Origin of the sequence: Sulfitobacter sp. R18_1 (genome assembly GCF_017743915.1) — a bacterium.
In the GTDB taxonomy this organism is placed as follows: Bacteria; Pseudomonadota; Alphaproteobacteria; order Rhodobacterales; family Rhodobacteraceae; genus Sulfitobacter; species Sulfitobacter faviae.
In genome coordinates this window covers 230,964-256,221 of the sequence record NZ_JAGHRG010000004.1, presented here as the reverse complement: position 1 = coordinate 256,221, position 25,258 = coordinate 230,964, and the positions used below count along the sequence as shown (strand labels likewise).

The following is a 25,258-nucleotide window of genomic DNA, read 5'->3' as shown; positions in this document are numbered from 1 at the left end:
TCGCAGTCGCAGGGGCCTTTCGTCTATGACTTTATGGGCCGATTGGGCTAGAACTGCGCCGAAGGAAGGGCCGGGGGGCGTTATGCAGCGACATGGGATTGGGGGCCGGGGGCTACAGACGCTCTGCGCGGTTGCGGTGGTCTTGCTGTCGGCCTGCGCACCGCGCCCGGGTGGGGAGACTTTGACGGTGGTGCCCGAGGCCGAAGCCGCGCAGAGTTTGGCGATCACCGTGGCCTCGACCCGCGGGCGCGATCCGCAGACCGGCACCTATACCGACGCCCGCGCGTGGGCGCTGAATTACGAGCGGTTCACCATCGCCATCCCGCCCGACCATGAGGCCAGCAAGATCGAATGGCCCAATGAGAAGCCAGACCCGAGCCGCAGCTTTGCGGTGACGGCGCGCGATCCGCTGCCGGGGCTCGATATCCACCGCTCTGACCGAGGGCGGCAGGATGTGCTGGTCTTTGTCCATGGCTACAACCAGACCTTCCCGGAATCGCTCTTCCGGTTGGCGCAGGTGACGGCGGATGGGCATTTGCCCGAGCAGCCGATCCTCTTCGCTTGGCCCTCTGCCGGGACGGTGGTGGGCTATGTCGCGGATAAGGACGCGGCGCTCTATTCGCGCGATGAACTGGCCGCCATGCTCGGCACCCTCGCCGCCGACCCCGACGTGGGCGAGATCACGCTTTTCGGCCACAGCATGGGCGGCTGGCTGGTGGTAGAGGCGCTGCGGCAGTTGCGCCTGTCGGGGCAGGATGAGGTGATCGCGCGGCTGAGCGATGTGGTCCTCGCAGCGCCCGACATCGACGTGGATGTCTTTCGCAAGCAGGTCGAGGTGATCGGGCCGCTCGATCCGCCCATGGCCATCCTTGTGGCACCGGACGACCGGGCGCTGCGCATTTCGGCGGGGCTTGCCGGGGCGCGGCCTCGGATCGGGCGCACAAGTGCCAGCTCCCCCGCGGTGCAGGCGCTGGCCAAACGCTATGGCGTCCTGCTGGTCGATATCTCGGCCATCGGCGCGGTGGACGGCACCCATCACAACCGCTTTGCCTCTCTCGTGCAGTTGATGCCGGAGCGGCGCGATGGGTTGGCGCAGGCCCGGGCGCAGGTGGGGGCCTTCATCCTCGATCCCGTCTCGGCCACGCTGGTCGCGCTGTCGCGCTAGGGCGGGCGGCTTGCACTTGGCCTGCGCCGCGCAGTATGGGGGCGCAAGCCACCATTGACCGATTTCCCCAGCCGCAGCGGAGCCAGCCCCATGACCATCACCCATCTTGTCACCCATTCGGGCGGCTTTCACGCGGATGAGCTTTTGTCCTCCGTCATCCTGACGCGGCTCTACCCAGAGGCGGTGCTGATGCGCAGCCGCGATGCCGCGTGGATCACCCCCGGCGCGGGGCGGATCATCTATGACGTGGGCCGCGACTATGACGCCGACGCGCTGATTTTCGATCACCACCAGCGCCCGGGACCGCTGCGCGAGGATGGCCAGCCCTACAGCTCTTTCGGGCTGATCTGGCAGCATTATGGCCGCGACTATCTGCGCAGCTTTGGCGTGCCCGAGGCGGATGTGGAGGATATCCACCACAGTTTCGATCAAGGCTTCGTGCTGCCGGTCGACCTGATCGACAATGGTGCGCTTGAACCCTCGGTCGCGGGGCCGCTGGCGGGCATGACCCTGCCGGTGCTCTTGGAGACGCTAAAGCCCGTTTTCGACGAACGTGGTGAGGATGCCGACGACCGCGCCTTCATGGCCGCCCTGCCGGTCGCGCGGGCCTTTGTGGAGGCCGCGATCAAGGGCAAGGCCGCCAAACGCCGGGCCGAGGCGATGGTGATGCAGGCGATTGAGGCGGCAGGCAGCGGGCGCGTCTTGGAATTGCCCACGGGCATGCCCTTCCGCTCGGCGGTGGAAAAGGCCGGGGCGGATCACCTGCTCTTCGTCGCGCATCCGCGCGGGGACGATTGGGCGCTGACCACGATCCGCAAAAGCGGCGATAGTTTCGAGGCCCGCGCCGATCTGCCCGAGGCTTGGGCCGGGCTAACGGATGCCGAATTGGAGGCCGCAAGCGGTGTGCCGGGGGCGAAATTCTGTCACAACGCGCGGTTCATCGCCGTGGCGGCAAATCGCGACGCGGCGCTGCGCATGGCCGAACTGGCGGTCGCGGAGGCGGGGTAAGGCCGAGGCCCGAAAGGGCCCCGGGCGCAGTCACATATAGGCGTCGGAGGTCAGGAAAAACATCGTTTCGCTGACCTGAACCTCATGGGCAAACGTCCATGTCGGCGCGTGGCGCTGGTAGCGGTCGGAGGCCATGAGCGCGCGAAAGGCGGCTTCGGTTCCCGGCCCCCATGCGCCGTCGATGGCCCCCTTGTAATAGCCCTCGTGTTTCAGGCTGTCCTGCACCATCCGGCGCGCGCCAAGGTCGCGGCTTTGGAACAAGGCGCGCACCTCGGCGATGGTCACCTCCGCCGATTGTGCGCAGAGCGGGCTGACGCTCAAAGACGCGGCACCGATTGCGGCGGCGGTGAAAAATCCTCTTCGCTTCATCGTAAATCCTCTCAAACTATACCGAAGCCGGAATAAAAACGCGTTGGCCTCGGCGCCCCCTCCCCAGGGCGGCATTTTCAATGGGGCATTGATGGAATCGAATTGCGGTTTTTTCTTGTCCGGTATTCGCTATTTAGGGGAATTATCGGAAATAGTTCCCGTAAATGGATAGGCCCGCTAGCGCTGATCGTCGAGCCAGATCGACAGAAAGCCTTCGGCTTGGGCGGCGGTTTCGGCCTCTTGCAGGGCCTGCCTGCGGGCCTCGGCCCGGCGGTTGCGGATCAGGTCGATGCGCTTGGCCTCGGCGAAAAGCCCGTTCAGCCTGTCGTGGATGCCCGCGCTGTCGGCGCGCAGGCGCTCGGCCTCGGCCTCTTTGCGGTGGATGGTTTCCGAGACGTTGCGGATAAAGGCCGAGACCACCCGCGTCGATTCCACCGCATCGGGATCGCCCCGGTCGTTGAGCTGCTCCATCAGGCTGTGGCGTTCGTTCTCGATCTGGGTCAGCGCACGGTTCACCTCGGCCATCTCCAGCGCGACATTCTCCATCTCAAAGCGTTTCAGCCGCGAGAGCACGGCCAGCCCGTCGCCGCGCTTCGGCTTCACTGCTCTACGCCCTGCGACAGGACGATCAGCCGCTCGCGCATCCGTTCCAGCACCGCGGCGTCGAGCAGCGGCAGCCCCTCCATTGGGGGGACGTGGCCGATGACACCGTGGCGGCGCATGGAATTGGGCAGGCGGGCCTCTGCTTCGGCGGTCTTGTCGACCTCTTCCGCGTCCTTCTCCTTGGCCGGTCCCGCCGCCAGCCCCGGCCCGGCAAGGAGCGCGATCAGCACGATCAGGGGCAGGGGGCGCATCATACCGCAGGCAGTTCGCGCTGCGAGGCCTCCACAGCGGAGAAGTTCGGCTGTTTCGTCGTGGGAATGTTGCCGCGGCCCAATTCAATGCAGATGCTGGGCGGATGGCCCGCGACGATGGCCACGATGACATCACGGATCACCGTATACATCGCGCCGTCTTCTTCCTCGATCTGCTCCAACCGGCCTGCGATGGGCTGCACCATGCAATAGGCAAGGAAAACCCCAAGGAAAGTGCCGACCAAGGCACCGCCGATCATCGCGCCAAGGATCTCTGGCGGCTTGTCGATCGACGACATGGTTTTGATCACCCCCAGAACCGCCGCGACGATGCCGATGGCGGGCAGGCCGTCCGCCATGCTCTGGATCGCGCGGGCCGAGACAAGCGCCTCGTGGTGGTGCTTTTTGATCTTGCGGTTCAACACGTCTTCCATCTGGAAGCGGTCATCGAATTGCATCGACATCATGCGAAAGCTATCGGCGATGAGGTCGGTCAGGAAGTGGTCTTTCATCAGCTTGGGGTAGCGCTGAAAGATCGGGCTGGCCTCGGGGTTTTCGATATGCTCGTCCATCGCGACGATACCCTTGGTCTTATAGAGACGCGCCAGTTCGAACATCAGCGCCAGCAGATCGTTGTAATCCGCCGCCTTCCAGCGCGGCCCCTTGATCACACGCATCACCCCGGCCAGCGATGACTTCACCACCGAGAAGGAGTTGGCGATCACGAAGGCCCCCAGGGAGGCGCCGCCGATCATCATGCCCTCGTAGGGGAGGGCGTGCAGGACGATGTCCATATTGCCCCCCGACAGCATGAAACCGCCAAAGACCAGACTGAAGACCATTACAAGACCAAGCAAGAGTGTCATTGCTGCACACGCCTCCAAAAAGAAACTATTCATACTTTATCCTTGAGTGAATGGGCCTATACAAGTATTATCTAGGAAAGAACTTGGGTTTCTATGATGAATAGTGGTTTTTCGGTCAAAGAAGAGTTGAAGGGTGATGTCGACGCTCTGCAAGAGCCCGATGCCTTCGCCTATTTCGTCGATCCCTCCGAGCTTTCGGTGCTCGTGCCGGGCTGGCCCGAAGAGATGCGGCTGCTGCTGTGCATGGATGCCGCCGGTCTTTGCGAGTTCGTGGTCTTTCACAATGACGAAGAACATGCAGTTTTCGACCGGGTGGCGGATATCCTCGACCGTCCCGTGGGCAGCTTTGCCGTCAGCCCCGAGGTTGAGGGCCACCCCTGCCGTAGGCTCTTGTTCTCTGAGGAAAATGCGCTGTTGAAGGCCATTCAGGACAGCAAAACGCTTGAGGAAACCGCGGCGGATTATCTGATCAACTACAATTTCGCCCGCGAAGAGGGGCTGGATTTCGACGAGCTGATGCGTCAGCGGCCCGAATTGGACCAGTTTCAGCGTGTTAGCACCAACAAGATCTTCCCTATCGGCAACCGCAAGCGCCGCAAGCTGCGCTCGGGCCCGCCCGAAGGCTATATGCCCTCTGCCGAGGTGCAGCCCGGGGAGTGTTTCTACGTCCGTCTTGAGATGTGGCTCGCCGGGGGGCGCATGCGAATCGCCTCCAACCCGGAACAGCCGCTGCCCATGGTGCCGACCTTGGTGCGTGACATCGCCTTTCGGGATGATTTCGCATCGGTCTATATCCCCCGTGACACGCTGGCGGCAGAGTGGCGGCCCAAGGATGACATGGTGATCGACATCCCGGCCGAACTCTTCCCTGCGGGCTTCAGCGACAGCTGCGCGCGGCGCGAAGTGAAGGTCGCGGTTATGCCGCGCGGCATCTTTGTCGAGTTCGGCACGCCGATCGAGGTGCCCCCGGCGCCCGAGCCTGAGTTGCTCGACCCCGCCGCATTAGCGCCGCAGCCGCCCGCGCCCCGCAAGAGCCTGTGGAAGTCCCTGCATGTGCCGCTGATCGCGGTGGCAGGGCTGGGGGTGACCGGTCTGTTCAGCACGATCATCGCCCAGACCACCGGAAATGACGTGGCCCCCGATCCGGCCCCGAAAAGCGCGATCTTCAAGACCGTCGCGCAGATGGAGCCGTGATGCATTCCGCACGATATGGCGAAAAAGTGCTTGCCAATGCTTGCGCGGGTTCCAAATACAATTCGAATCGTGATAAGAATAAACGGCGAAGAATTATTTATCTTTGCTGCGTCCCTTGCGAAGCGCTCTTTGAATGCTTCGCGAACCTTGCAGAAGGCAAGATTAACTTAACAAGGAAGTTGCTTCATGCCTAATGTACCCTCCAAACAGAATCTGAGCGATACCGCGATTGCGACCATCGTTTCGGGGTTCGCCAGCCGCAGCGACGTGACCATCGACGATATCCTGACCTTGGTCGAGCGTCTGCGCGCGACCCCCGCTGAAGCTCCGGCAACCGCATTGGCCAATATCCCCGCCGCCGCCGTGGCCCCCGTCGCGCCCAAGGCGCAGGGGATGACCGCCGCACCGGGCGAGCAGCCGATGACCGAAGACACGATCTTTTGCCTGTGCTGCGGCAAGGGGTTCAAGATGCTGAAACGTCACCTCGGGGCCGAACATGGGCTGACCGAAGCGGAATACCGCGTGATGTTCAACCTGCCTGCCGACACGCCGCTGGTCGCGCCGAGCTATTCCAAGCGCAAGGCCGAATACGCCAAACGCGCAGGTCTGGGCAAATACAGCCGCGACAAATCGGACAACAACGCAGAGCTTTCCTGATCTGGCCCCCGTGCCCGGTCTTGCGTAATCGGGAGGCCGCGTGATGGCTGACAAGAAGAACGCGATGATCATCATCAAGCGCTACGACGCGGAGGGCGGCCACGCCCACCATGGCGGCGGTTGGAAGGTGGCCTATGCGGACTTCATGACCGCGATGATGGCGTTTTTCCTGCTGCTGTGGATCCTTGCCGCCTCGGATGAGGAAAAGCTGCGCGGGCTGGCCAATTACTTTACCCCCACGGTGTCGGACGGCGGATCCTCTTCGGATGCTGCGGCGGACCTGCGCCCGTTGATGGCAGCAGGGGTGATGACCGGCGCGGTCGACAACACGGGCAATGTGCAAAAGCCGACTTTTGGCCGCGACAATCCGATGATGGTCTTCGACAGCCGCCTGCGCGACAAACCGGCCGCCGTGGTCGTGGAATATGCCGAAGCGCCCGAACCTGCGGCGCCCGCCGATCCCGCCACGCTGGCCGCGATCGAGGAATCCGAGCGCCGCCAGTCCGAGATCGACCGCATGGCCGAGGACATCGCCGAGCGGATCACCTCGGACAGCGCTTTGAACGATCTGGCGCGCAATGTCCGGCTGGAGAAATCGAACGGGGCGCTGACGGTTCAGGTCTTGGACCAAGATGAACGGTCGCTCTTTGCGCGGGGCAGTGCGGACGTGACCCCCAAGACCCGCGAATTGCTGCTGGCCATTGGCGACGTGATCGCCGAACAGAACCAGCCGGTCGAGATTGTGGGTCATACTGATGCTGCCGCCTTTGGCGCGAACAATGGCTATACGAATTGGGAGCTTTCGGCAGACCGCGCCAATGCCACGCGTCGCACGCTGATGGCCGCAGGCATTGCAGGCGCGCGCTTTATGCGGGTGTCGGGTGTGGCCGACACGCAACCGATCAACACGATCGATCCCTTGGCCCCGGAAAACCGGCGCATCTCGATTCGCTTGGTCTATCAAGCCGAGTAGTCCTTGTTTTCAAGGCTCTACCGGCCCGGTTGTGCGAATTTACAACCTTGGCAAAAGTGCGACATCCCTGCCGCGGATTCCCAAAAAAATGGCACGGTCTTGTAAAATTGTTGACGGTCAAGGTCTTGCGATCTAGACCTTATGTAATAATCGAGCACCGGGCACCTAAAAAACCTTTAAAAATCGCCCGGATAAACCATGGACAGAACGTCCTGAACGAGGCGGAAATGCAGGTAAACTCTCTTATAGGTGGCATCTGGAAGGGTGCCTGCCACATGGATTCATCGGCCGATGGCCGTCATTTCAACATGCTGATCCGGGCGCTTATTCCGGTTCAAGCTTCGGTCTTCGAGATGCAGGATTGGGCCGGTCACCCGGTAGCAATGCCTGATTGCATCGAACCGATCCCGGGCATTTGCCTTGGCGATATCCTTGCCGAAGAACTCGACGCCGATGTGCCTTACGGCTCGCTCGTCGTTATTCGCAAAAGCGACAATTTCACCAATATCTCCCAAGCCGCCGGCGCGCTGGTGGGCGAAGTCCTGATCGGGATCATCGGGCGCGGCCTGTTCCCGATGATGGACGAAGACAGCGTTCTGCACGCCTTGGGTCAGGCCTACCATCACGCCGCTGAGGCGGATGAGCTGCTCAAGCTTGGGCTTGAGCCTGCGGCCTTCCGCATGGGGCTGAGCGCGGTTCTGGGGCAGTACTGGGGCCGTCCGGTCGACAGTCATTCGGTCTTTGCAGCCCCCGCCGAGGGCGCGCAGATTTCGCTGCGTGCGCTGACCGGGACAGAGACGCCGGTGACCCTTAACCAGTGGACCCTGCGGCTAAAAGCCCTCGTCGAGGCCCGCAGCGCACGCCGCGCCTTTGAAGATCAGCGCGGGAACGTGCGGATCTCCTGATCCTACAAGAGCCTTCGGAATCCCGCCGTGGATCCCAAATTGGAGGACGTCAGATGATCGCTCAACTTCAGGCAGCATCTGCGGTGTCGAATGCCGCAGGTCTCGGGCAGCCCTCGGAGAAGGGGGCTGCCGAAGGTTTTGCCGCCCTGATGCAGGGGTTGGCCGGGCAGGGGCGCGAGTCGGAGGCGCAGGGCCAAGACCTGCAAGCCGCCGCGCCAGAGGCGGAAGCCGCCCCCGATACGCTGCCCGAGGACATCGACCTTGAGACGGCAGAGGGGCTGATGGCCCTGATGGATCACACCCTCGCGGGGTTGGAGGAAACCAGCCAGCCGATCACCCCGAAAGCCGCCCTCGCCGCATTTGCCGAAGCCTTGGGCGAAGCGCCGCCCGAAAACCTCGGCGCGCTGGAGGCGGTGGCGAATTTGGATGACCCCAGCCTTGAGGCCGCGTTGGGGGAGAGGATCGCCGGTGCCCTGCGCCTGCCCACCCCGGCGAGCCAATTGAGCATCGCTTCGGCGGCGCTGCCGGTTGTGGGGCGTATGGCCATGGGGCAGGCCCAGCAGGGGGCGCGCGTGATGGCCTCCGAAGGGGGCGCGCCGGTGTTGCAGGCCGAAGGCCCTGCCGAACAGAGCGGGTTTAAAACGGTCCTGCCGAGTGAGGGACCGGCCCCGAAAGCCGCCACCGTGGGGGCGACAGAACCGCCCCTCGCCGCGAAGGCCGAGGGCAGCACGACCGCCCCCAAGGTGGACTTGAGCAGTGAAGCCGCAGACCCGCGCCTCACCGCCGCCGCCGAGCGTTTCAGCGCCGCTGTCGATACCGCTAAGGCCGCCCAGCCCGGCGCAAATGCCCCTGCGGCAGAGGCCGTCCTGCGCGAGGCCGCCGCTTTGACCGCGCCGCAGGCACCGCAGAGCGAGGGGCTACGCCTCAGCCCGCCGCAGCCCACGCCGGCCCCCGCGCCGAACCCTGCCGCCGCGCCGGAAGAACAGCTTCGCCAACACGTCAGCCAACAGATCCGCAGCCTTGATACGGCGGACAACAAGCTGCGTTTCTCGCTCTCCCCCTACGGTATGGGCGAGATCGAGATCGAGGTCGTGCGCAGTGAGGCGGGGCGCATGCAGATCGCCATGACCACCGAAAGCGCCTCGGTCCTGAACATGCTGCGGCAAGACCGTGAGCAACTGTTGGACGCGCTGCAATCGCGCGGCATCAGCGCCGAGAATGCGGATCTCGATTTCCAGACCTTCGGCGACCGGGGCCGCAACGGCGGGCAGCAACAGGGCCCTGCGTTCACCCAGACCACAGCACAGGCCGATGACGCGCAGGGCGGTGACGCCGCGCCCTTGGCCCCAACCCCCAGCCCGCGCCTTGGCGCCGGGCAGCTAGATATCCTCACCTGAAAGGCGAGACCATGATCGACGCGACCACAGCAAGCACCCTGAGCACCGCCAACACTTCGGCGGCGGCGACCTCATCCGCTGAGCTTCAGGAAAGCTACAACAGCTTTCTCACCCTGCTGACGGCGCAGATTTCGAACCAAGACCCGCTGAACCCGGTGGATTCGACGCAGTTCGTCTCGCAATTGGCGCAGTTGACCCAAGTGGAGCAGAGCATCGCCACCAACGCGAGCCTTGAGCAAATCTCGACCATGCTTTCCACCGTGGGTGCAATGTCGGACCTGCAATTGATCGGGCGCGACGTGTTGGTGCCCTCGACCCAAGTGCGCATGACCGAAGATGAATTCCCGCTGAGCTACCAGCTCAATGCCGGGGCGGAGGAGGTGACCGTTCGGATCTTCTCCGAAGACGGCACCCTGATCCGCGAGATGCCCGGCCCCTCCACCGCCGAAGGGGAGGTGATCGACGTGGAGTGGAACCGCCTCGATTCCGTGGGCCTGCCGGTGCCGCCCGATACCTTCCGGGTTGAGATCACGGCAACGGATGCCGAGGGCAACGATGTGGGTGTCACCCCGCTGACCCGGTCCGAAGTGACGCGGGTGAACTTCACCGCCTACGGGCCGGAGCTGGAGCTTGATAACGGGGAATCCGTGCTGTCCAACGTGGTGCGTTCGGTTCTTTAAGCCTGCGCTGTGGCGCGTGTCAGAGCCGCGCCACGTCTTGTTTGTAAAGCGATACGAACATCACATCATCGACGCCCTTATGCTCTTTGCTGATCAGATCCCGCAGCAGCCGCGATAGGGCTTCGCTGTCGATCGCCACGCCGCGCAGCACGGCACTTTCGGCGGCTAGGTTCATCGCCTGCAAAAGCGAATCGCGCATCCGCGTCGCGTCTTCCACGCGGCGGTAGCGTTCGGCCAATTCCAGTGACCCCATCTTGAGCGCGAAATCCGCGACCACATAAGAGACGCTGTTGGTCTTCTCCACCGGGATCGTCATCTGCCCAAGACGCACCACCGTGCGGTCCTTGGCCAGTTCATAACTGTCCATCGGCGCGTGCTCATCGCCCTTGGCGGATTTCTCACCTTTCTCGCCATGGGCGTCTTTCTCGGGCGCATGGGCGGCGTCCTTTGCCGTCTCCTTTGCGTCATAAGCGGTCTTGTCATCACTCTTTGTCCCCGCCGCTTCGGCTGGGGCAGGGGCGAGGGCCAGACCGGCGCCATAGCCCGCACCCATGCAAAGCAAGGGGAGTGCTACGAATGCGATTGCTGCCTTTTTCATGTTCGACCTTTCCTGAGCTTTCGTCAGGTTTAACGGTCGATTGCGACGGCAATGGTCTCACTTTGTGACCAAGTCAGGAATTAATAGGGCAGGATCACATCCATCGCGTCTTCGCCGTAGCTGCGCTCTTGCGCGCGCGACAGCGTGCCTCTGCCGCCATAGGCGATGCGGGCCTCGGCGATCTTGTCGTAAGAAATGGTGTTGTCATCGCGGATGTCGGCAGGGCGCACGATCCCGGCCATGCGCAGCTCGCGCAGCTCCTGATTAACCAATATTTCCTGGCGTCCCGCGACGACGAGCGTGCCGTTTGGCAGATTGTCGATCACCAAAGCGGCGACTTTCAGCTCGATCCGTTCATTGCGCGAAATGGCGCCCGACCCGCTGGCCTCAGAGGCCGATCCCACCTCGACGATATCGCCGCTCGGCAGATCGGCGGCGCTGATTCCGGGCAGAATTGCGGCAATTTTCGCGCCATAGCCAAAGAATGTCGGGAATCCGACCGAGCTTGCCCCCTCGCGCTCACGGTCCGTCGAATTGCGCAGCTGTGCGCGGTCGTCGATAGAGATCACGACCGTGACGATATCGCCGATGTCATCGGCGCGCTGGTCGGAAAACAGCGGCTGGCTGCGCGCGGTAAAGAGTGAGGCTTTGGCGCTGCCGCGCCGGGGCGGCTCCATCGCGACGGCGGGCATCGGCACCTGCACGCGGGCAACCTCGGGGATGGCTTGGCCATCCACCACAATCGGGGAGGGCTGCGGATCGCGGTCGAAATGATCGGCGGTATCGCAGGCGGACAGGGCAAGGGCGGCGCCGAGCATCAAGACAGAGGGGCGCACGAAAGCGGTGGTCATCGAATGATCTCCACGGTCCCTTCGCCGGTGGCGATGCCGGTGACCGTTTTGTTGCTGACAAGGTTCACGATACGGATTTCCTGCCCCTCATGCGCGTCATCAAGCGCGCGCCCCGGAGAGGAGAGGGCCAGAAGCCCATCGCTGAAATAGATCTCCACCCGCTCGCCCCGGTTGATGACCAGCGGCTGAATGATGGACTGCGTCTGAATGGGCCGCCCCGGCGTCAGCACGCGGCGCACTTGTTTGCCAACGACCTCTTCCAAATCGGTCATCACATAGGCGCCGATCCGGCCCACGGGCAGGCGCATGACGGTCAGGTCGTCTTCCATGATGATGTCATCGGGCAGCAGGCGGGTGATGGGCACAGGGACCGGCATGGTAACAAGGGCATAGCCCGCGATGCGCTGCACCTCGCCCGTCTCAAGCACCGCATTGGCCAGAAACTTGCCGCTGCGCGGGTCCATCCAGAACTCGGCCAGCGTCAGCACCTCTTCGGCGGGGGCGTCCTTGACCGTGATCTCGAAGGCACCCTCTTGCGGCAGGCTGTCGGCGTAGTCCACCCGCGCGCGTTCCTCGACCAATACGCCGATGGGCGCCGAGAGGGCAGGGCCCGTCAGCGCCATCAGGCCAAGGAAGAGGGCGGCGAGCCGTCGCATTAGCGGATTTGGTTCGCAGCCGAGAGCATCTGGTCTGCGGTCTCGATGGATTTGGAGTTCATCTCATAGGCGCGCTGCGCCGAGATCAGATCGGTGATCTGCTGGATGACATTCACGTTGGACGCCTCAAGATAGCCCTGACGGATCATCCCCGCGCCCGGATCGCCGGGGTTCACCACCTGCGCTTCGCCGGAGGCTTCGGTCGCCAGCAGGAAGTTGTTGCCCACGGGGCGCATCCCCGGCTCGTTCACGAAGGTGGTCAGGTTGAACTGGCCAAGCTCCACCGGCACGGGATCGTTTTCGACATAGGCCATGACGACGCCCTGTTCGTTGATTTCGACCGCTGTGGTGTTTTCGGGCACGACCATGCCCGGCTCGACACGGTAGCCCTGCATGGTGACGATCTCCCCCTCGGGGGAAAGCTGGAACGACCCGTCGCGGGTATAGGCGGTGCCGCCATCGGGCAGCGTGACAGAGAAATACCCGCGCCCGTCGATAGCGACGTTAAGCTGGTTCTCGGTGGCAACCATGCCGCCTTGGGTATTCAGCCGCACGGTGCCTGCAGTCTGCACGCCCATGCCGATATCGATGCCCACGGGGCGGGTCGATCCGGCCTCAGAGGTGACGGCGCCTTCGCGCTGCATGGATTGATAGATCAGATCCTGAAAGGCGGCGCGGCTGGCTTTAAACCCGGTGGTATTCGCGTTGGCGATGTTGTTCGAGATCACATCGACATTGGTCTGCTGCGCCATCATGCCGGTTGCGGCGATGCTAAGTGCCTTCATTGTCTCGTTCCTTCCGGTTCACGGATGTCGGGGTCAGACCGCCTGCGCGATCCGTTTGAGCGAGTCGCGGCGCAGATCGTCCGCATTGCCCATCATGGTATTGGTGCGCTCATAAGCGCGCTGCACGTCGATCAGGCGCGTCATCTCGCGCACCGGGTTCACGTTGCTAAGCTCCAGCGTGCCTTGGCGCACCTGCACGGCTTCGGCCGCGCCCGGTTTGGCGGCCCCCTCAGGTGCCACGAGCATGCCGCCGCCAAGGCGCTTGTAGCTTTGGATTTCTGGGATATTAAAAACGCCGATACGGCCCAGCGGGCCGGTCTCACTGCCCGAAATCGTGCCGTCTTCAGAAATGTTGATGTCGCCCAGGCCTGCGGGTGGCAGTTGGATCGGCGCACCGCCCGCGTCGAGCACTTTGGCCCCCGACAGCAGCGTCAGATTGCCCTCAGGGTCGATCGCAAAGCTGCCGTCGCGGCCAAAGGCCTGTTGCCCGTCGGCGGTTTGATAGCTGAACCACCCCTCACCGTGCAGGGCCACGTCCAGCGGGTTGCCGGTTTGCGACAGCGCGCCGGGGCGGGTGTCGATGTAGGAGCCGGTATCGCTGACGAAAGCCGCCTGATCGTCGCCAAGCGCGGTGTTGTCCTGCAACAGCGCCTCGAACACCACGTGTTCGCCCTTGTAGCCCGCGGTGCTGGCGTTGGCGATATTGTTGGCGGTGATGTCGAGCTGGCGCTGGAGGGAAGTCGCCAGCGACATGCTGATATGGCTGGTTTCCGTCATAACGGGCCTCAGTTTGGGCAAGGATGGCGTGACATTATGAAGATCAGTGTGAAATAAAGAATGGATCTTTACAAGAATAAAGTGCATCTATTCATATAATGAAGCATCTGCACAACATTATCCTTGGCTTGTCTTTGCTCCTGGCCCCGCCCGCGACGGCGGAGGAGGGTGCTGTCTTTGCGCTTTTGACCTTGGCCGAGCAGGGGGAGCAGGACTTTCTCGCCGCGCGCGAAGGATTGATGACGCAGCTGGCAGAGGTCTCCGCGCCGGAGGATCCTGCGCGGGCCGAGGCGCTGCTGGGGCTGGCGGAATTGCACCTTGCTTGGATGATGCGCCCCGAGGCGGCGGGCTTTCTGGAAGCGCTCGACGCCGAAACCCTCACCGGCGAAGCCGCGCGGCGGCACCGGACCCTGAGCCTCGCGCTCGCCCTGCTCGACGGGGGCGCGGGTGGCGATCTGGGGCGGGCGGTGTCATGGTCCGTTGGCTGGGGGCAGGGGCAGGCCCTGCGCGCAGCGGCCTTTGCCCGGCTGGGCGCGGTGGAGGAGACGGCCCGCTTGATGCCGCGCACCTTGGAAAGCCTCGCCGACCTGTCACCAGCCATTCAAGCCGCCGTCCTGCCCGACCTGCTCGAAGCGGCGCTGGAGGCCGAGGATTGGGAGGTGGCGCAGGCGTTGGCCGCGCAATTCCCCGACCATGCCGAGCTGCGCGAGGGCCCCGCCTATCGCTTCCTTCTGGCCCGCGCCTCAGAGGTGTCGGGCGATCTTTTGATGGCTTTCGATGGCTATGCCCAAGCCGCGCAGGGCCGCGATGCCTATGCGCAGCGGGCGCGGCTCGCGCTGGTCCGGATGGGGCGCGAGACCGAGACCCTACCGGGGCAAGACGCGCTGTCGCTATTGAAAACCGCGCGTTGGATGTGGAGCGGGGATGCCCTCGGGCGCGAAGGCGCGCAGCTTTTGGCTGAGGTCGCCGCAGAGCAGGACGACACCGATACCGCGTTGTGGGCGCTGCATAATTTGCTGCGCACCGCCCCTGAAGAGGAGGCCCGGGCGCTGCGCATGCAGGCGCGGGCGATCTACGGTGCCTTCTATGCCGAGGGGGCGGCGGGGGAGATCGACCTCGGGCCTTTCCTTGAAGGGCATACCCGTATCAGCGCCCGCTGGCGTTTCGATCCGGGCTTTGTCGGCCATGCTATGGCCGTGCCGCAACGCCTGCTGGATACCGGGATGACCGCCCTTGCCGCGCGGGAGTATCGCGCCCTGCGCGAAATGGCCCAGACTTTGGAGCGGGGCGGGGCGACTGCCCCCGATGCGGCCCTTATGGCCCGCTTGCGGCGCGGTGAGGCGCGCGCGCTTTTGGCAGGTGGGCAGGCGGATGCGGCAGTGGACCTGCTCAGCGGCTATGCCGACGATCAGGGCGCCGAGGCCGAAGCGCTTTTGGTCGAGGCCTTGGCGCAGGCGGGCCGGTCGGATGAGCTCGCCGCCCTGCGCCTGCGCGCCCAAGACATGGGCCTGCGCCGCAGCCGCGCGGTGGCCCTCTACGAGACCGGCAAATGGGGCGCTGCACGCCACGCCTATCTTGAGATGTGGGAAGCGCACCCCCAGCAGTTCGCCTTCACCGATGCCACGCGCCTGACCCTCGCCGCCTATCAGGCGGGCGACAGTGATACGGTCGCAAGGGCCGCCACGGCCTTTCCCGCGCTGGCCGATCTGCCCGGCTGGGCCGAGATCGCCACGGGGCTGGGCGCGCGCCCTGCCGAAGAAGGGCCGCTTGGATCGGACGTGATGCGGCTGAGCATGGAGAGCGCGAACCGTATCCTAGATGCCGTGACCAAGGTCACGGACGTCAAGGAAAGTCAGTGACATAAATATCAAATACAAATTTTATTCTTGCTTTAGTCATGAAGAATCGGCTTTCTCATGTATAAGTCAAGAATAACAAGAACGAGCAGGATCAAGTCATGAGCATTACAAGCGCCCTTCAAATCGGGGTCAGCGGGTTGCAGGCCAACTCCTCCCGCGTCCAGAATATCTCTAGCAATATTGCCAATGCCAATACCGTGGGCTACCGGCGGACCTTCTCGGAATTCGTGACACAGAACACCGGGTCGACGCAGGCGGGGGTGCTGACGGATGTGCGCGCCGATATCTCGGCCAATGGCAATATCATGGGCACGGGGCGCTCGACCGACTTGGCGGTGCAGGGCGACGGCTTCTTCGTTGTGTCGCGCAACCCGAACGATCCTGTTGAATCAAACTACTACATGACACGGGCCGGTTCCTTCACCCCGGATCAGGACGGCAACCTGCGCAACTCTGCGGGCTATTTCCTGTCGGGCTTCCCCACGGACGCCAGCGGGGCCACCGGCAGCGTCAGCAGCACCAGCTACAGCGACCTCAGTACCGTCAATGTGGCGAGCTATCAGGTGCAGGGGACGCCCAGCACCCGCGTTGGCGTTTCGGGCAATGTCCCCGCGCAGGAGACCGGCGCTGGCACCACCGGCACGGCCTTTGAATCCACCCTGCGCTATGTGAACCAATTGGGCGGCAGCGATGCGCTGAACCTGTCTTGGACGCCGGGGGCCACGGCCAATGAATGGACCGTCAGCATCAGCGATGAGGCAGGCAACAGCTACGGCGATGCGACGGTGAATTTCACCGACAGCGGCGTCAATGCCGGCAGCCCGGCGAGCTACACGCCCGGCACCCTGCCGATTGATCCCGCGACCGGCGTGGTGACCCTGCAAATCAACAACGGCGGCACCCCCCAACCGCTTGAGATCGACTTCGGCGCGCCCGGCACCTTTGAGGGGATGACCCAGTTCTCGGGCGACTACACGCCTCCGGCCTTTTCGGATGACGGCACCGAGACCGGCAGCCTCGAGCGGGCCGAGATGAGCGACAGCGGCATCCTTTACGGCGTCTTCGACAATGGCCAGCGCCGCGCGCTGTTCCAAGTGCCGCTTGCCAATGTCGCCAACCCTGACCAGATGCGCTCGGTCGACGGCAACGCCTATGTGGCGACCCGGGATTCCGGCGCGGTGAGCATCGGCAACCCGATGTTGAACGGTCTCGGCAGCATCAACAGCGGGGCGCTCGAAGGCTCCAACGTGGATATCGCGGAAGAGCTGACCGACCTGATCCAGACGCAGCGGGCCTATTCCTCCAGCGCCAAGATCATCACCACCAGCGATGAGATGCTGAGTGAAACGCTAAGCATCAAACGCTAACCAGGTGCATGAATGAGCATCTCATCTGCCTTTAGCATTGCCCGCAGCGGGCTGAGCACGACAGAGGGTCGCGCCAACCTCGTTGCGGGCAATATCGCCAATGCGCAAACCGAAGGCTACGTCCGGCGCGAGGCCGCGCAGGTCACGACCAACGGACAAAGTGGCACGGTGGAGCTGCGCATCGCGCGGCAGGTGGATGAACGCCTTGCAGGCATGTCGCGGAATGCTTCGGCTGAATTGGGCCGCGCCTCTGCCACCAGTGAGATACTCGGCAGCTATCTGATCACTCTGGGTGAGCCGGGCGATGAAGTCTCCCCTGCCGCCCGTCTGGCAGAGTTTCAGGCAGGGCTCGACCTTTTGGCCAACAACCCCTCCGACCCCGCCGCGCAGAACGATCTTTTGTCGCGCAGCGAGACCTTGGTGCACAGCATCAACGAGGCCGCCATCGGGCTTGAGGCCAGCCGCGCCCAGGCCGGTGACAGCCTTGTGGCGAGCGTGGCTGAGGTGAACGCGGCGCTCTCGGATATCGCCGCGTTGAATGAACGTCTGGCCCTTGCCGGGACCGATCCCACCGGCACCAGCGGGCTGATGGATGAGATGAACCGCCGCCTTGATGCTTTGGGCAGTCAGATGGATTTCCAAAGCCGCTGGGAAGCGGATGGAACGCTGACGCTGCACACCACCGGCGGCACGGAACTGGTCTATGGTGAAACCGCCGTGCGGCTGAACGCCAACCCCGAGACGGGGCGGCTGATGGCAGGGGACATCGACATCACGCCAAACAGTGCCACCGCACGCGGGTCCGACAGTGGCCGCCTTGCGGGGCTGAGCGGGCTGATCGCCAATGACCTGCCGCAGATGAAGCTGCAATTGGATGAACTCGCCCGCGGGCTGGTGCAGAGTTTCGAGACCGCAGATGCCTCCGTCGGGGTCGGGCAGCCGGGGCTTTTCACCGATGCGGGTGGCGCTTTCGATCCGGCGCAGTTGGACGGGCTGGCCGGGCGGCTTGCACTCAATGACAGCGTCCAGCCCGACAAGGGCGGTGCGCTTTGGCGGCTGCGCGACGGTGCCGGTGCCACATTCCCCGGCGAGCCGGGCGACACCACGCAGTTGAACGCCTTTGTCGACGTGCTTGAGACGGGCATGGCTTTTGACGCGGCCACCGGTCTCAGCTCCAACGCGCGATTGGGGGATTACGCCGCCGATCTGGTCAGTCAGCAAAATGTGCTGCGGGTCGGGGCGGATGGGCAGGCCGAGACGGCGCGCGTGCGGCTCATCACCTTCGAGGACAACCGCAGCAGCATCGAGGGCGTGAACGTCGATACCGAATTGCAAAAGCTTCTGGAAATCGAACAGGCCTATGGCGCGAATTCGCAGGTGCTTACCAGCCTGAGCGATATGCTCGACACCCTTTTGGCCAGCGTGTGAGGATAGGATGACCGAGATTTCCCGCACCGTCTCCACCGCTTTGCAAAGCCTGCGCCAGCGCGAACAGACCAGCCGCCTCGCCGCCGAGATCTCGGACGTGTCGAAAGAGGTGACAACGGGGCTGAAGGCCAACCCCTATGACGATCTGGGCCACCGCTCTGCCGATGCTATTGCCATACGGATGCAGATCACTCGCAACGATGGTTTCCTGACCTCCAATGCGCTTTTGGACCGCCGTTTCCTCGCCGTGGAAACATCGCTTGGGGCCATGCGCGACGTGGGCCAGGAGGTGCTTGAGCAAGCCTTCACCGCCGACAGCGCGGGCGGGCTTTCGACGACCTACCTGTCGCAGGCGGCGCGGACGGCGCTTGACCGGGTGTTGGAACGTGCGGCGGTCAGCGACAGTTCGGGCTTCCTGATGTCGGGCACCCGCAGCGACACCAACCCGCTGCAAGCTTGGGACGAGGTCAACCCGCGCACCGGCGAATCCCCGGCCATCGCGGTGGATCACATGATCGGCGGCCCTCTGACCGATGTGGCGGATGTGCAGCGCGCCATCGATGACCTTAAGGCGGGCTTTGGCGATAGTTCGGTGTTCTTCAACCACAATTTCGAGAACACTTTTTACAACGGCGCGCCGTCGGGCAATCCGCCGCTGACCTCGCGCACGTCTGAGACGCAAACCCTGACCCAGACCGCCCAAGCCAATGATTCGGCAATCCGCGATCTGGTCCGTGGGCTGGCGATGCTGAGCGCGGTGAACCCCAGCGACATCCCCGATGAGGCCGCCCGCGATGCATGGCTAACCGAGGCCCGCAGCGCCATCGGCGCGGGGCTTGAAGGGCTGACCGATCTGGAAACCCAGACCGGCCTGAAACGCGCGCAGCTCGCTGATACGATCGCGGCTCAAGAAAGCCGGGCGCTGTTTCTGGATGGGGAGGTGATGAGCCTCGAAGGGGTCGACCAATATGACGCGGCCACCCGTCTGACCCAATTGCAGAACCAACTCGACTCCAGCTTTGCCATCACCGCGCGGCTCTCGCGCCTGTCCTTCCTGAACTACCTCTAACCGGAACCGCCGCCCATGAACGCCCTGTTTAAACTCCTGCTGATCGGCCTCACCTTCGCGCTTGCCGCGCCGGCGGCTGCACAGGTGCGGATCAAGGATATCGTCACCGTCGAGGGTGTGCGGTCGAACCAGTTGGTCGGCTACGGGCTGGTCGTGGGGCTGAACGGCACGGGCGACAGCCTGCGCAACGCGCCTTTCACCGAACGCGCCATCGAAGGCATGTTGGAGCGGCTCGGCATCGGCAACCTGACCGAAGACCAGATGCGCACGGCCAATACCGCCGCCGTCATGGTCACCGCCTCCCTGCCGCCCTTCGCGCGGGCCGGTAGCACCATCGACGTAGTGGTCTCCTCCTTGGGCGATGCGTCATCGCTGCGCGGCGGCACGCTGATCGTCACCCCGCTGACCGCGGCCGATGGTGAGATCTACGCCGTGGCCCAAGGCCCGATTGCCGTCGCCGGTTTCGCCGCACAGGGGCTGAACGCCTCCATCGTCGAAGGCGTGCCGACAGGCGCGCGGATCGACAATGGCGCCATCGTCGAGCGTGAGGTCGATTTCGACTTTAGCGAGATGAACAGCATCAAACTGGCCCTGCGCAACGCCGATTTCGTCACTGCACAGCGGGTCGAAGCGGCGATCAACCAAGCCATGGGCCCGGTCGCCAAGGCCATCGATTCGCGCACCATCACCGTATCGGCCTACGGCAAAGGATCGTTGATGGAGACGATGGCCCTGATTGAGCCGCTGCAAGTTCAGCCCGATCAGGTCGCCAAAGTGGTGATCGACGCGCGTTCGGGCACCATCGTCATCGGGGCCAATGTTCGCATCGACCGCGTCGCGGTCAGCCAAGGCGGGCTGACCGTCACCGTCCGCGATGATTTCAACGTGAGCCAGCCCGAATCGCTGTCCATAGGCGGGACCACCGTGGTGGTCCCGAACTCTTCGGTCGGCGTGGAAGAGAAAGACGCGAAATTCGCCGTCATCGACGGGTCGGTCAGCCTGCAACGGCTCGTCGACGGGCTGAACGCCATCGGCGTCGGCGCGACCGAGACGATTTCAATCCTTCAAGCCATCAAGGCGGCGGGCGCTCTCCATGCCGACCTTGAGATCATCTAGGGGCAGGTCATGGAATTCGCATCTATCCCAATCCCTTCGGCGACCCCGGCGGCCAAACCGGCAGCACCGCAGGCCGATGCCGTCACCGCCGAAAAGGCGCAGGAGTTCGAGGCGATGTTCCTCGGGCAAATGGTCGATGAAATGCTTTCGACCGTGGACATCGGCAGCTTCGGCGGGGGGCATGCCGAAGAGACTTGGCGCAGCTTTCTGTCCAACGCGATTGGCGAAAGCATCGCCGAGCAGAACAGCACCGGAATCGCCCGCACAATTGAAACTGCCATGCAGCGCTATCAAACGGGGGCCGACCGATGAGCGATCCGCGCAAAGCACTCGCCGCCGTTGACGCATTGGGCAACCTGCTGCGCCGCGAAATCGCCGCGGTCGAGGGCGGGGCGTTCAATCAACTGGTCGAATTCGCCAGCGAAAAAGCCCGACTCACCGCCGTGCTGGAAGAGCAACTCAGCCACGATCCCGAGGCGGTCAGCAAAGATAAATTGCGCGATCTAAAAGATCTGATCGCGCGCGATCATCACCACCTGCAATTGGCCCGCCAAGCCACGTCAGAGATGATCTCACAGGTTTCCCAAATCCGGGAAAAGCACAGCATTGCAGGCATTTACGGCCGAAGCGGTGCGAAACGTGACAACCGCGCAACACTGATGACAACCGTGGACAAAAGTTTCTGAATTGCCTCAATGTTGCCAGTTTTTCGCGTAAAAACGTAATCAAGCGGGTTCGCCCCGCAGTTGTCAGAAAGACGACATAACGAACTAGAATAGTCTGGAATAAGAATATGTCTTCGATCAACACAAACACATCCGCAATGAACGCTCTGTCGACTCTGCGGAGCGTCAATTCCAACCTGAATCAAACTCAGGACCGTATCTCGACCGGGCTTAAGGTTAGCTCTGCCAAAGACAATGCATCCTACTTCGCGATTTCGGAAGGGATGAAGGGCGACAGTGGTATGACCAAAGCGGTCAATGAAGGTTTGACCCTCACGAAAAACTCTATCGCTACTGCTCGGGTCGGCGCAGACGCGTTTAAAGATCTTGCGGCGCAGTTTGCCGAGAAAGTTTTGACTGCTAAGAACAATACAACAGGACTTGCGGAGATCGAGACCGATCTGAAAGCACTCGTCGCAACAATGAAAACGACGATCACTCAGTCTACCTTTGCGGGCGATGATCTAGTCAATGCAACCGGCACCGCGAAACAGTTCGATAAGTCCGGGACGCAGACTGATGCTGTAGTGGCAATCAACGCTGGGACAGGTGAGCTTCAATATGAAGATCCTGCGGTAGCCGACACTGCCGTAACAACTAACACAGTGGCGACCGAGACGCGATCAGTAACCACAGGTATTACGCGGACTGGTGGGACATTTGGTACCACCAGTATTGATGTCAATTCGGTTGACCTGTATGACATGATGAGCAAATTCGAAGCAATCGCGAACGATTTTAAGACGAACGCTTCCGCAGAATTTACCTACAAGGACTCTAGTAACAGCGACGCACTGTCTACCGATGTTAGTGCGTACGATTCGGCTAACGATACCGTAACTGCGGACGGTGAAGCGTTTCTTACTGGTGCGCTGGCAGCCGCAGACTCGCTCGCAAGTTCCGCGATCGATGCTTCGACCAGCCTTGGTATCGCTGAAAAGTCTATCGAAACTCAGCAAGAATTCCTGACCAAGCTCTCCGACAACCTCGACACTGGCGTTGGCGCCATGGTTGACGCCAACATGGAAGAAGAAGCCGCCCGTCTTCAGGCACTTCAGGTTCAGCAGCAGTTGGCATCGCAGTCCCTGTCGATCGCCAACCAGGCGCCGCAGAACATCCTGAGCCTGTTCCGTTAAGGAATAGGGTTTTCGGGGCCAGAGCCTAGCGCTTTGGCCCCGGTCCAACCGCCTCAGAATTTGCGGTTGGCAGGCAGCAATATATAAAAACAAGGAAGAATTCCTATGGGGCTGGCAGCATACAAACGAACAATTCGCGAAAGCGAAACCCCGCGGCAGATCGAGCGCCGCATCCTGAGCCGCGTCACACATGACCTTGCCGAAAAGGGCCAAGGCTTTGATGCGACCGAGGATAAAAGTGAGCGGTTGAACATCCTCGCCTCCGGTCTGCGCGACGCGATCTACGAAAATCAACGGTTCTGGTCGGCCCTGCGCTATGACCTTGCTGAGCCGGAAAACAAGATGCCTGACGGGCTGAAAGCCTCGCTCATTTCCATTGCGCTTTGGGTGGACCGTCATAGCACCGCGCTGATGGCTGGCGAAGGCCGCCTGGCGGGTCTTGTCGAAATCAACGGCAACATCGCCGCCGGTCTGGCCGGGCAGGCCGCACCGCAGATGCAGGAGGTGTAAGATGCTGAAACTCACCCTCCGCCCCCGCGAACGCGTTGTTGTAAACGGCTGTGTCATCCGCAACGGCGACCGCCGTCAGGCGCTGACGGTCGAGAACCGCGCCGACATCGTGCGCGAATCCGATCTGCTGAAGCCAGACGCGGAATCCACGCCGGTCTCCAAGGTCTACTTCTTGGTGCAGACCGCGCTGATCCGTCCCGACACCCGCGACCAAATCCTGCCGATGATCCAACAGGGTTTGGCCGATCTGGCCTGCTGCTTTGGCGCAGACATGCGCGCCCGGATCATGGAAGCGGCGAACTTTGTCTCGATGGCTGATTTTTACAAAGCGATGAGCGAGCTGCGCGCGGTGCTCAAATACGAGACCGAGCTCATGCAGCTGCGCCCGGTGCCGCCCGCGGCAAACCATGAGGCCGCGCACGCATGATTTCGCTGGGCGGCATGGGCACGCAGGTGGCGGTCAAACTGTTTGACGCAACGCGCGACAAACAGCTCGACCTTGCCGCCAGCAATGCCCTGAACGCCCGGCAGATCGAAGCCTTTGAAGAGCGTATCGGCAGCATCTCTTCCCCACAGGAACTGATTGCCGATACGGAAGTCTATACTTTCGTCATGCGGGCCTTCGACCTTGAAGATCAGATCTTTGGCAAGGCAATGATCCGCAAGACGTTAGAGAGCGATATCACCGACAGTTCCGCACTGGTGAACCGCCTCAGCGACCCCAAAATTCGCGAGATGTATCTGACTTTGGGCTTCACGCCCGGAGGGGGGAGCAGCGCGAACCTTGATAAGGTCGATTGGCAGGCCGAGATGATCGACCGCTTCAAGGAACGTTTCGTGCTGAACGAGGCCGGAGAGGACAACGAAGGCGCGCGGATTGCGTTGGAGTTCAAATCCAAAGCCGCTGAGATTGACTCATGGCTCGACGTGCTGAAGGACGAAGACCTCGGCACATTCATGCGCCGTGCGCTTGGTGTGCCGGATGAGGCGATCCAAGTCGATCTCGACCGTCAGATCGCGCTTTTCGAGCAAAAGTTCGACATCGAAAAGCTGCAAGACCCGGCGGAGGTCGACAAGCTCGTCTCGCGGTTCTCGGCGATTTACGATGCGGTCGAAGGTGTCTCTTCGTCGTCGAGCACGGTGCTTTCGCTGATGCAGGGGGCTGTCTCGATCGGGCAGGGCGGCAGCTTTACAGCCGCGACCATTGACATCCCCACGATCACCGGCGGCTATAGCGCGTCAAGCGTCTACCGCTGACCCCCTTTATTCGATGAATTCGTCGTCATCGGCGGCCGAGGGCAGTTCGATCACGCCTTGATCGGCAAGGCTCTTGGCATATTCCACCATGGCGGCCTGTGCCGCGCGCACGTCCCGGCCCCGGACTGGGCCGGTGGCCGCCATCTCGTCCATCAGCATCTGACGCGAGCGTTGCGGCAGGCATTCCATCAGGTGATCGCGCTGCTCTTTCTTGGCGCCGCGCATCGCCATCGGCAGGGTCGCCCCATCGAGCCCGCGCATGACCTGCGCCAAGTCCTGCATCGGCAGTTTGAACAGGTCGTCAAAGACGAACATGCGCTGTTTGATGGCTTGGAAAGCGTCCGGAATACGCGCATCGAGTGCGCCGGAGAGCTCTTCGAAGGCCTGCACATCCAATTGGTTGAACAGATCCGCCATGCGCTGATGCGTTTCGATCGAATTGGTATGCATCGCATTCGACAGGATATCTTGTTTCAACGTCTCTTCGATCTGCTGCATCATATGCAGCGGTACGGCTTCCATCGCGATCATGCGCTCGGCGATGTCTTGCATGCGCTCAGGACCCAGTAGCGGCAGAACCTTGGCGGCCACGTCGGTGTCGACGTTGTTGAGGATCGCCGCGGCGGTTTGGTCATGCTCGCCCTTGAGGTAATTGGCGATCACCGTCTCATCCAGCGCGCCAAAGCCGCGCCACATGGCGTTCTCCCGCTCGCTGTTCTTGAGCCCCTCCATGATGTTGCTCACCTGCTCTTCGGGCATGAATTTGCGCAGCATGGATTCCGCCGTCGACAGCGACCCCACAACCGATCCGGTGCCGCTGACGACCTTTTGGGTGAACTCTTTGAGCACATGTTCCACCACCTCTGCCGGGATCGGGCCAAGGCGGCTCATGGCGCTGGTGATACGCTCGATCTCGGCGGTGCCGAGCTTTTGCATCAGTTCCGATCCGGTCTGCTCGCCAAGGCAGAGAAAGGTGATGGCTGCCTTGGTCGGACCGTTCAGATCCTCCACCGTGATGGGCTTTCTGCGGGATTTGGAAAGGGCATTGGTCGACAT

The 25,258-nt window shown here is 62.6% G+C and carries 29 protein-coding genes; 19 read left to right on the top strand and 10 right to left on the bottom strand.

Annotated elements, in window-relative coordinates; genetic code table 11:
- Window positions 1-82: 82 nt before the first annotated feature.
- Both J7392_RS10710 and J7392_RS10705 read left to right on the top strand, forming a co-directional pair.
- A complete protein-coding gene (locus J7392_RS10710; protein WP_209217527.1) occupies window positions 83-1,165 on the top strand; it encodes an alpha/beta fold hydrolase in 1,083 nt (360 codons plus the stop codon).
- Window positions 1,166-1,255: 90 nt separating this feature from the next.
- Complete coding sequence (locus J7392_RS10705) at window positions 1,256-2,173, top strand: MYG1 family protein (protein WP_209217526.1); 918 nt, start codon at window positions 1,256-1,258, stop codon at window positions 2,171-2,173.
- A gap of 30 nt (window positions 2,174-2,203) precedes the next feature.
- Here the strand turns inward: J7392_RS10705 and J7392_RS10700 are convergent, their stop codons facing one another.
- From J7392_RS10700 to motA, 4 genes are all read right to left on the bottom strand, one after another.
- Window positions 2,204-2,542, bottom strand: coding sequence for a peptidoglycan-binding domain-containing protein (locus J7392_RS10700; protein ID WP_209217525.1), 339 nt, complete (start codon window positions 2,540-2,542; stop codon window positions 2,204-2,206).
- A 177-nt stretch (window positions 2,543-2,719) separates the two neighbouring features.
- Window positions 2,720-3,145, bottom strand: a complete 426-nt coding sequence (locus tag J7392_RS10695) for a hypothetical protein (RefSeq protein WP_209217524.1) — start codon at window positions 3,143-3,145, stop codon at window positions 2,720-2,722.
- The gene (locus J7392_RS10690) at window positions 3,142-3,399 is read right to left on the bottom strand and encodes a hypothetical protein (RefSeq protein WP_209217523.1); all 258 of its coding nucleotides are present in this window, start codon (window positions 3,397-3,399) and stop codon (window positions 3,142-3,144) included. The genes J7392_RS10695 and J7392_RS10690 overlap by 4 nt, the downstream gene beginning before the upstream one ends.
- Window positions 3,396-4,262: a flagellar motor stator protein MotA gene (gene motA, locus J7392_RS10685; RefSeq protein WP_209217601.1), complete on the bottom strand. Its 867-nt coding sequence runs from the start codon at window positions 4,260-4,262 to the stop codon at window positions 3,396-3,398. Before motA ends, J7392_RS10690 begins: the two co-directional genes overlap by 4 nt.
- Window positions 4,263-4,355: 93 nt before the next feature.
- Here motA and J7392_RS10680 point away from each other — a divergent pair, with 93 nt between their 5' ends.
- From J7392_RS10680 to J7392_RS10655, 6 genes are all read left to right on the top strand, one after another.
- Complete coding sequence (locus J7392_RS10680; protein WP_209217522.1) at window positions 4,356-5,456, top strand: hypothetical protein; 1,101 nt, start codon at window positions 4,356-4,358, stop codon at window positions 5,454-5,456.
- A gap of 186 nt (window positions 5,457-5,642) precedes the next feature.
- Window positions 5,643-6,113, top strand: a complete 471-nt coding sequence (locus tag J7392_RS10675; protein ID WP_209217521.1) for a MucR family transcriptional regulator — start codon at window positions 5,643-5,645, stop codon at window positions 6,111-6,113.
- A gap of 43 nt (window positions 6,114-6,156) precedes the next feature.
- Window positions 6,157-7,086 carry a flagellar motor protein MotB gene (locus J7392_RS10670; protein WP_209217520.1) on the top strand — a complete coding sequence of 310 codons (930 nt, stop codon included), beginning with the start codon at window positions 6,157-6,159 and terminating at the stop codon, window positions 7,084-7,086.
- A 275-nt stretch (window positions 7,087-7,361) separates the two neighbouring features.
- Window positions 7,362-7,991: a hypothetical protein gene (locus tag J7392_RS10665; protein ID WP_209217519.1), complete on the top strand. Its 630-nt coding sequence runs from the start codon at window positions 7,362-7,364 to the stop codon at window positions 7,989-7,991.
- A gap of 53 nt (window positions 7,992-8,044) precedes the next feature.
- Window positions 8,045-9,388, top strand: a complete 1,344-nt coding sequence (locus J7392_RS10660; protein WP_209217518.1) for a flagellar hook-length control protein FliK — start codon at window positions 8,045-8,047, stop codon at window positions 9,386-9,388.
- 11 nt (window positions 9,389-9,399) lie between these two features.
- Window positions 9,400-10,068 (top strand): flagellar hook capping FlgD N-terminal domain-containing protein, encoded by a 669-nt coding sequence (locus J7392_RS10655; protein WP_067262400.1) that lies wholly within the window; start codon window positions 9,400-9,402, stop codon window positions 10,066-10,068.
- Window positions 10,069-10,087: 19 nt separating this feature from the next.
- Here J7392_RS10655 and J7392_RS10650 read toward each other — a convergent pair whose 3' ends face one another.
- From J7392_RS10650 to flgF, 5 genes are all read right to left on the bottom strand, one after another.
- A complete protein-coding gene (locus J7392_RS10650; protein WP_209217517.1) occupies window positions 10,088-10,666 on the bottom strand; it encodes a hypothetical protein in 579 nt (192 codons plus the stop codon).
- An 80-nt stretch (window positions 10,667-10,746) separates the two neighbouring features.
- Window positions 10,747-11,517 (bottom strand): flagellar basal body L-ring protein FlgH, encoded by a 771-nt coding sequence (locus tag J7392_RS10645; RefSeq protein ID WP_209217516.1) that lies wholly within the window; start codon window positions 11,515-11,517, stop codon window positions 10,747-10,749.
- On the bottom strand, window positions 11,514-12,173 hold the full coding sequence (flgA, locus tag J7392_RS10640; protein WP_209217515.1) for a flagellar basal body P-ring formation chaperone FlgA: 660 nt from the start codon (window positions 12,171-12,173) through the stop codon (window positions 11,514-11,516). Before flgA ends, J7392_RS10645 begins: the two co-directional genes overlap by 4 nt.
- Window positions 12,173-12,958, bottom strand: a complete 786-nt coding sequence (gene flgG / locus J7392_RS10635) for a flagellar basal-body rod protein FlgG (RefSeq protein ID WP_067262392.1) — start codon at window positions 12,956-12,958, stop codon at window positions 12,173-12,175. The genes flgA and flgG overlap by 1 nt, the downstream gene beginning before the upstream one ends.
- 33 nt (window positions 12,959-12,991) lie before the next feature.
- Entirely contained in the window at window positions 12,992-13,735 is a 744-nt protein-coding gene (gene flgF, locus J7392_RS10630; RefSeq protein WP_209217514.1) for a flagellar basal-body rod protein FlgF, read from the bottom strand.
- Window positions 13,736-13,833: 98 nt separating this feature from the next.
- Here flgF and J7392_RS10625 point away from each other — a divergent pair, with 98 nt between their 5' ends.
- The 11 genes from J7392_RS10625 to J7392_RS10575 all read left to right on the top strand — a co-directional run bounded on the left by J7392_RS10625 (window position 13,834) and on the right by J7392_RS10575 (window position 24,202).
- Entirely contained in the window at window positions 13,834-15,594 is a 1,761-nt protein-coding gene (locus J7392_RS10625; RefSeq protein WP_209217513.1) for a hypothetical protein, read from the top strand.
- Between the two features lie 98 nt (window positions 15,595-15,692).
- On the top strand, window positions 15,693-16,961 hold the full coding sequence (locus J7392_RS10620) for a flagellar hook protein FlgE (RefSeq protein WP_209217512.1): 1,269 nt from the start codon (window positions 15,693-15,695) through the stop codon (window positions 16,959-16,961).
- Between the two features lie 12 nt (window positions 16,962-16,973).
- Window positions 16,974-18,389 carry a flagellar hook-associated protein FlgK gene (gene flgK / locus J7392_RS10615; RefSeq protein ID WP_209217511.1) on the top strand — a complete coding sequence of 472 codons (1,416 nt, stop codon included), beginning with the start codon at window positions 16,974-16,976 and terminating at the stop codon, window positions 18,387-18,389.
- A 7-nt stretch (window positions 18,390-18,396) separates the two neighbouring features.
- On the top strand, window positions 18,397-19,458 hold the full coding sequence (locus J7392_RS10610; RefSeq protein ID WP_209217510.1) for a flagellin: 1,062 nt from the start codon (window positions 18,397-18,399) through the stop codon (window positions 19,456-19,458).
- A 15-nt stretch (window positions 19,459-19,473) separates the two neighbouring features.
- On the top strand, window positions 19,474-20,574 hold the full coding sequence (locus J7392_RS10605) for a flagellar basal body P-ring protein FlgI (RefSeq protein WP_168612836.1): 1,101 nt from the start codon (window positions 19,474-19,476) through the stop codon (window positions 20,572-20,574).
- Window positions 20,575-20,583: 9 nt separating this feature from the next.
- A complete protein-coding gene (locus J7392_RS10600; protein ID WP_209217509.1) occupies window positions 20,584-20,886 on the top strand; it encodes a rod-binding protein in 303 nt (100 codons plus the stop codon).
- The gene (locus J7392_RS10595) at window positions 20,883-21,260 is read left to right on the top strand and encodes a hypothetical protein (protein ID WP_209217508.1); all 378 of its coding nucleotides are present in this window, start codon (window positions 20,883-20,885) and stop codon (window positions 21,258-21,260) included. The genes J7392_RS10600 and J7392_RS10595 overlap by 4 nt, the downstream gene beginning before the upstream one ends.
- A gap of 107 nt (window positions 21,261-21,367) precedes the next feature.
- Window positions 21,368-22,435 (top strand): flagellin, encoded by a 1,068-nt coding sequence (locus tag J7392_RS10590; protein WP_209217507.1) that lies wholly within the window; start codon window positions 21,368-21,370, stop codon window positions 22,433-22,435.
- Between the two features lie 105 nt (window positions 22,436-22,540).
- Window positions 22,541-22,945: a flagellar biosynthesis regulator FlaF gene (gene flaF, locus J7392_RS10585; RefSeq protein WP_209217506.1), complete on the top strand. Its 405-nt coding sequence runs from the start codon at window positions 22,541-22,543 to the stop codon at window positions 22,943-22,945.
- A 1-nt stretch (window position 22,946) separates the two neighbouring features.
- Window positions 22,947-23,372 carry a flagellar biosynthesis repressor FlbT gene (locus J7392_RS10580; RefSeq protein WP_209217505.1) on the top strand — a complete coding sequence of 142 codons (426 nt, stop codon included), beginning with the start codon at window positions 22,947-22,949 and terminating at the stop codon, window positions 23,370-23,372.
- Window positions 23,369-24,202, top strand: coding sequence for a DUF1217 domain-containing protein (locus J7392_RS10575; RefSeq protein WP_209217504.1), 834 nt, complete (start codon window positions 23,369-23,371; stop codon window positions 24,200-24,202). Before J7392_RS10580 ends, J7392_RS10575 begins: the two co-directional genes overlap by 4 nt.
- A gap of 6 nt (window positions 24,203-24,208) precedes the next feature.
- Here the strand turns inward: J7392_RS10575 and J7392_RS10570 are convergent, their stop codons facing one another.
- Window positions 24,209-25,258, bottom strand: coding sequence for a flagellar motor switch protein FliG (locus J7392_RS10570; protein ID WP_209217503.1), 1,050 nt, complete (start codon window positions 25,256-25,258; stop codon window positions 24,209-24,211).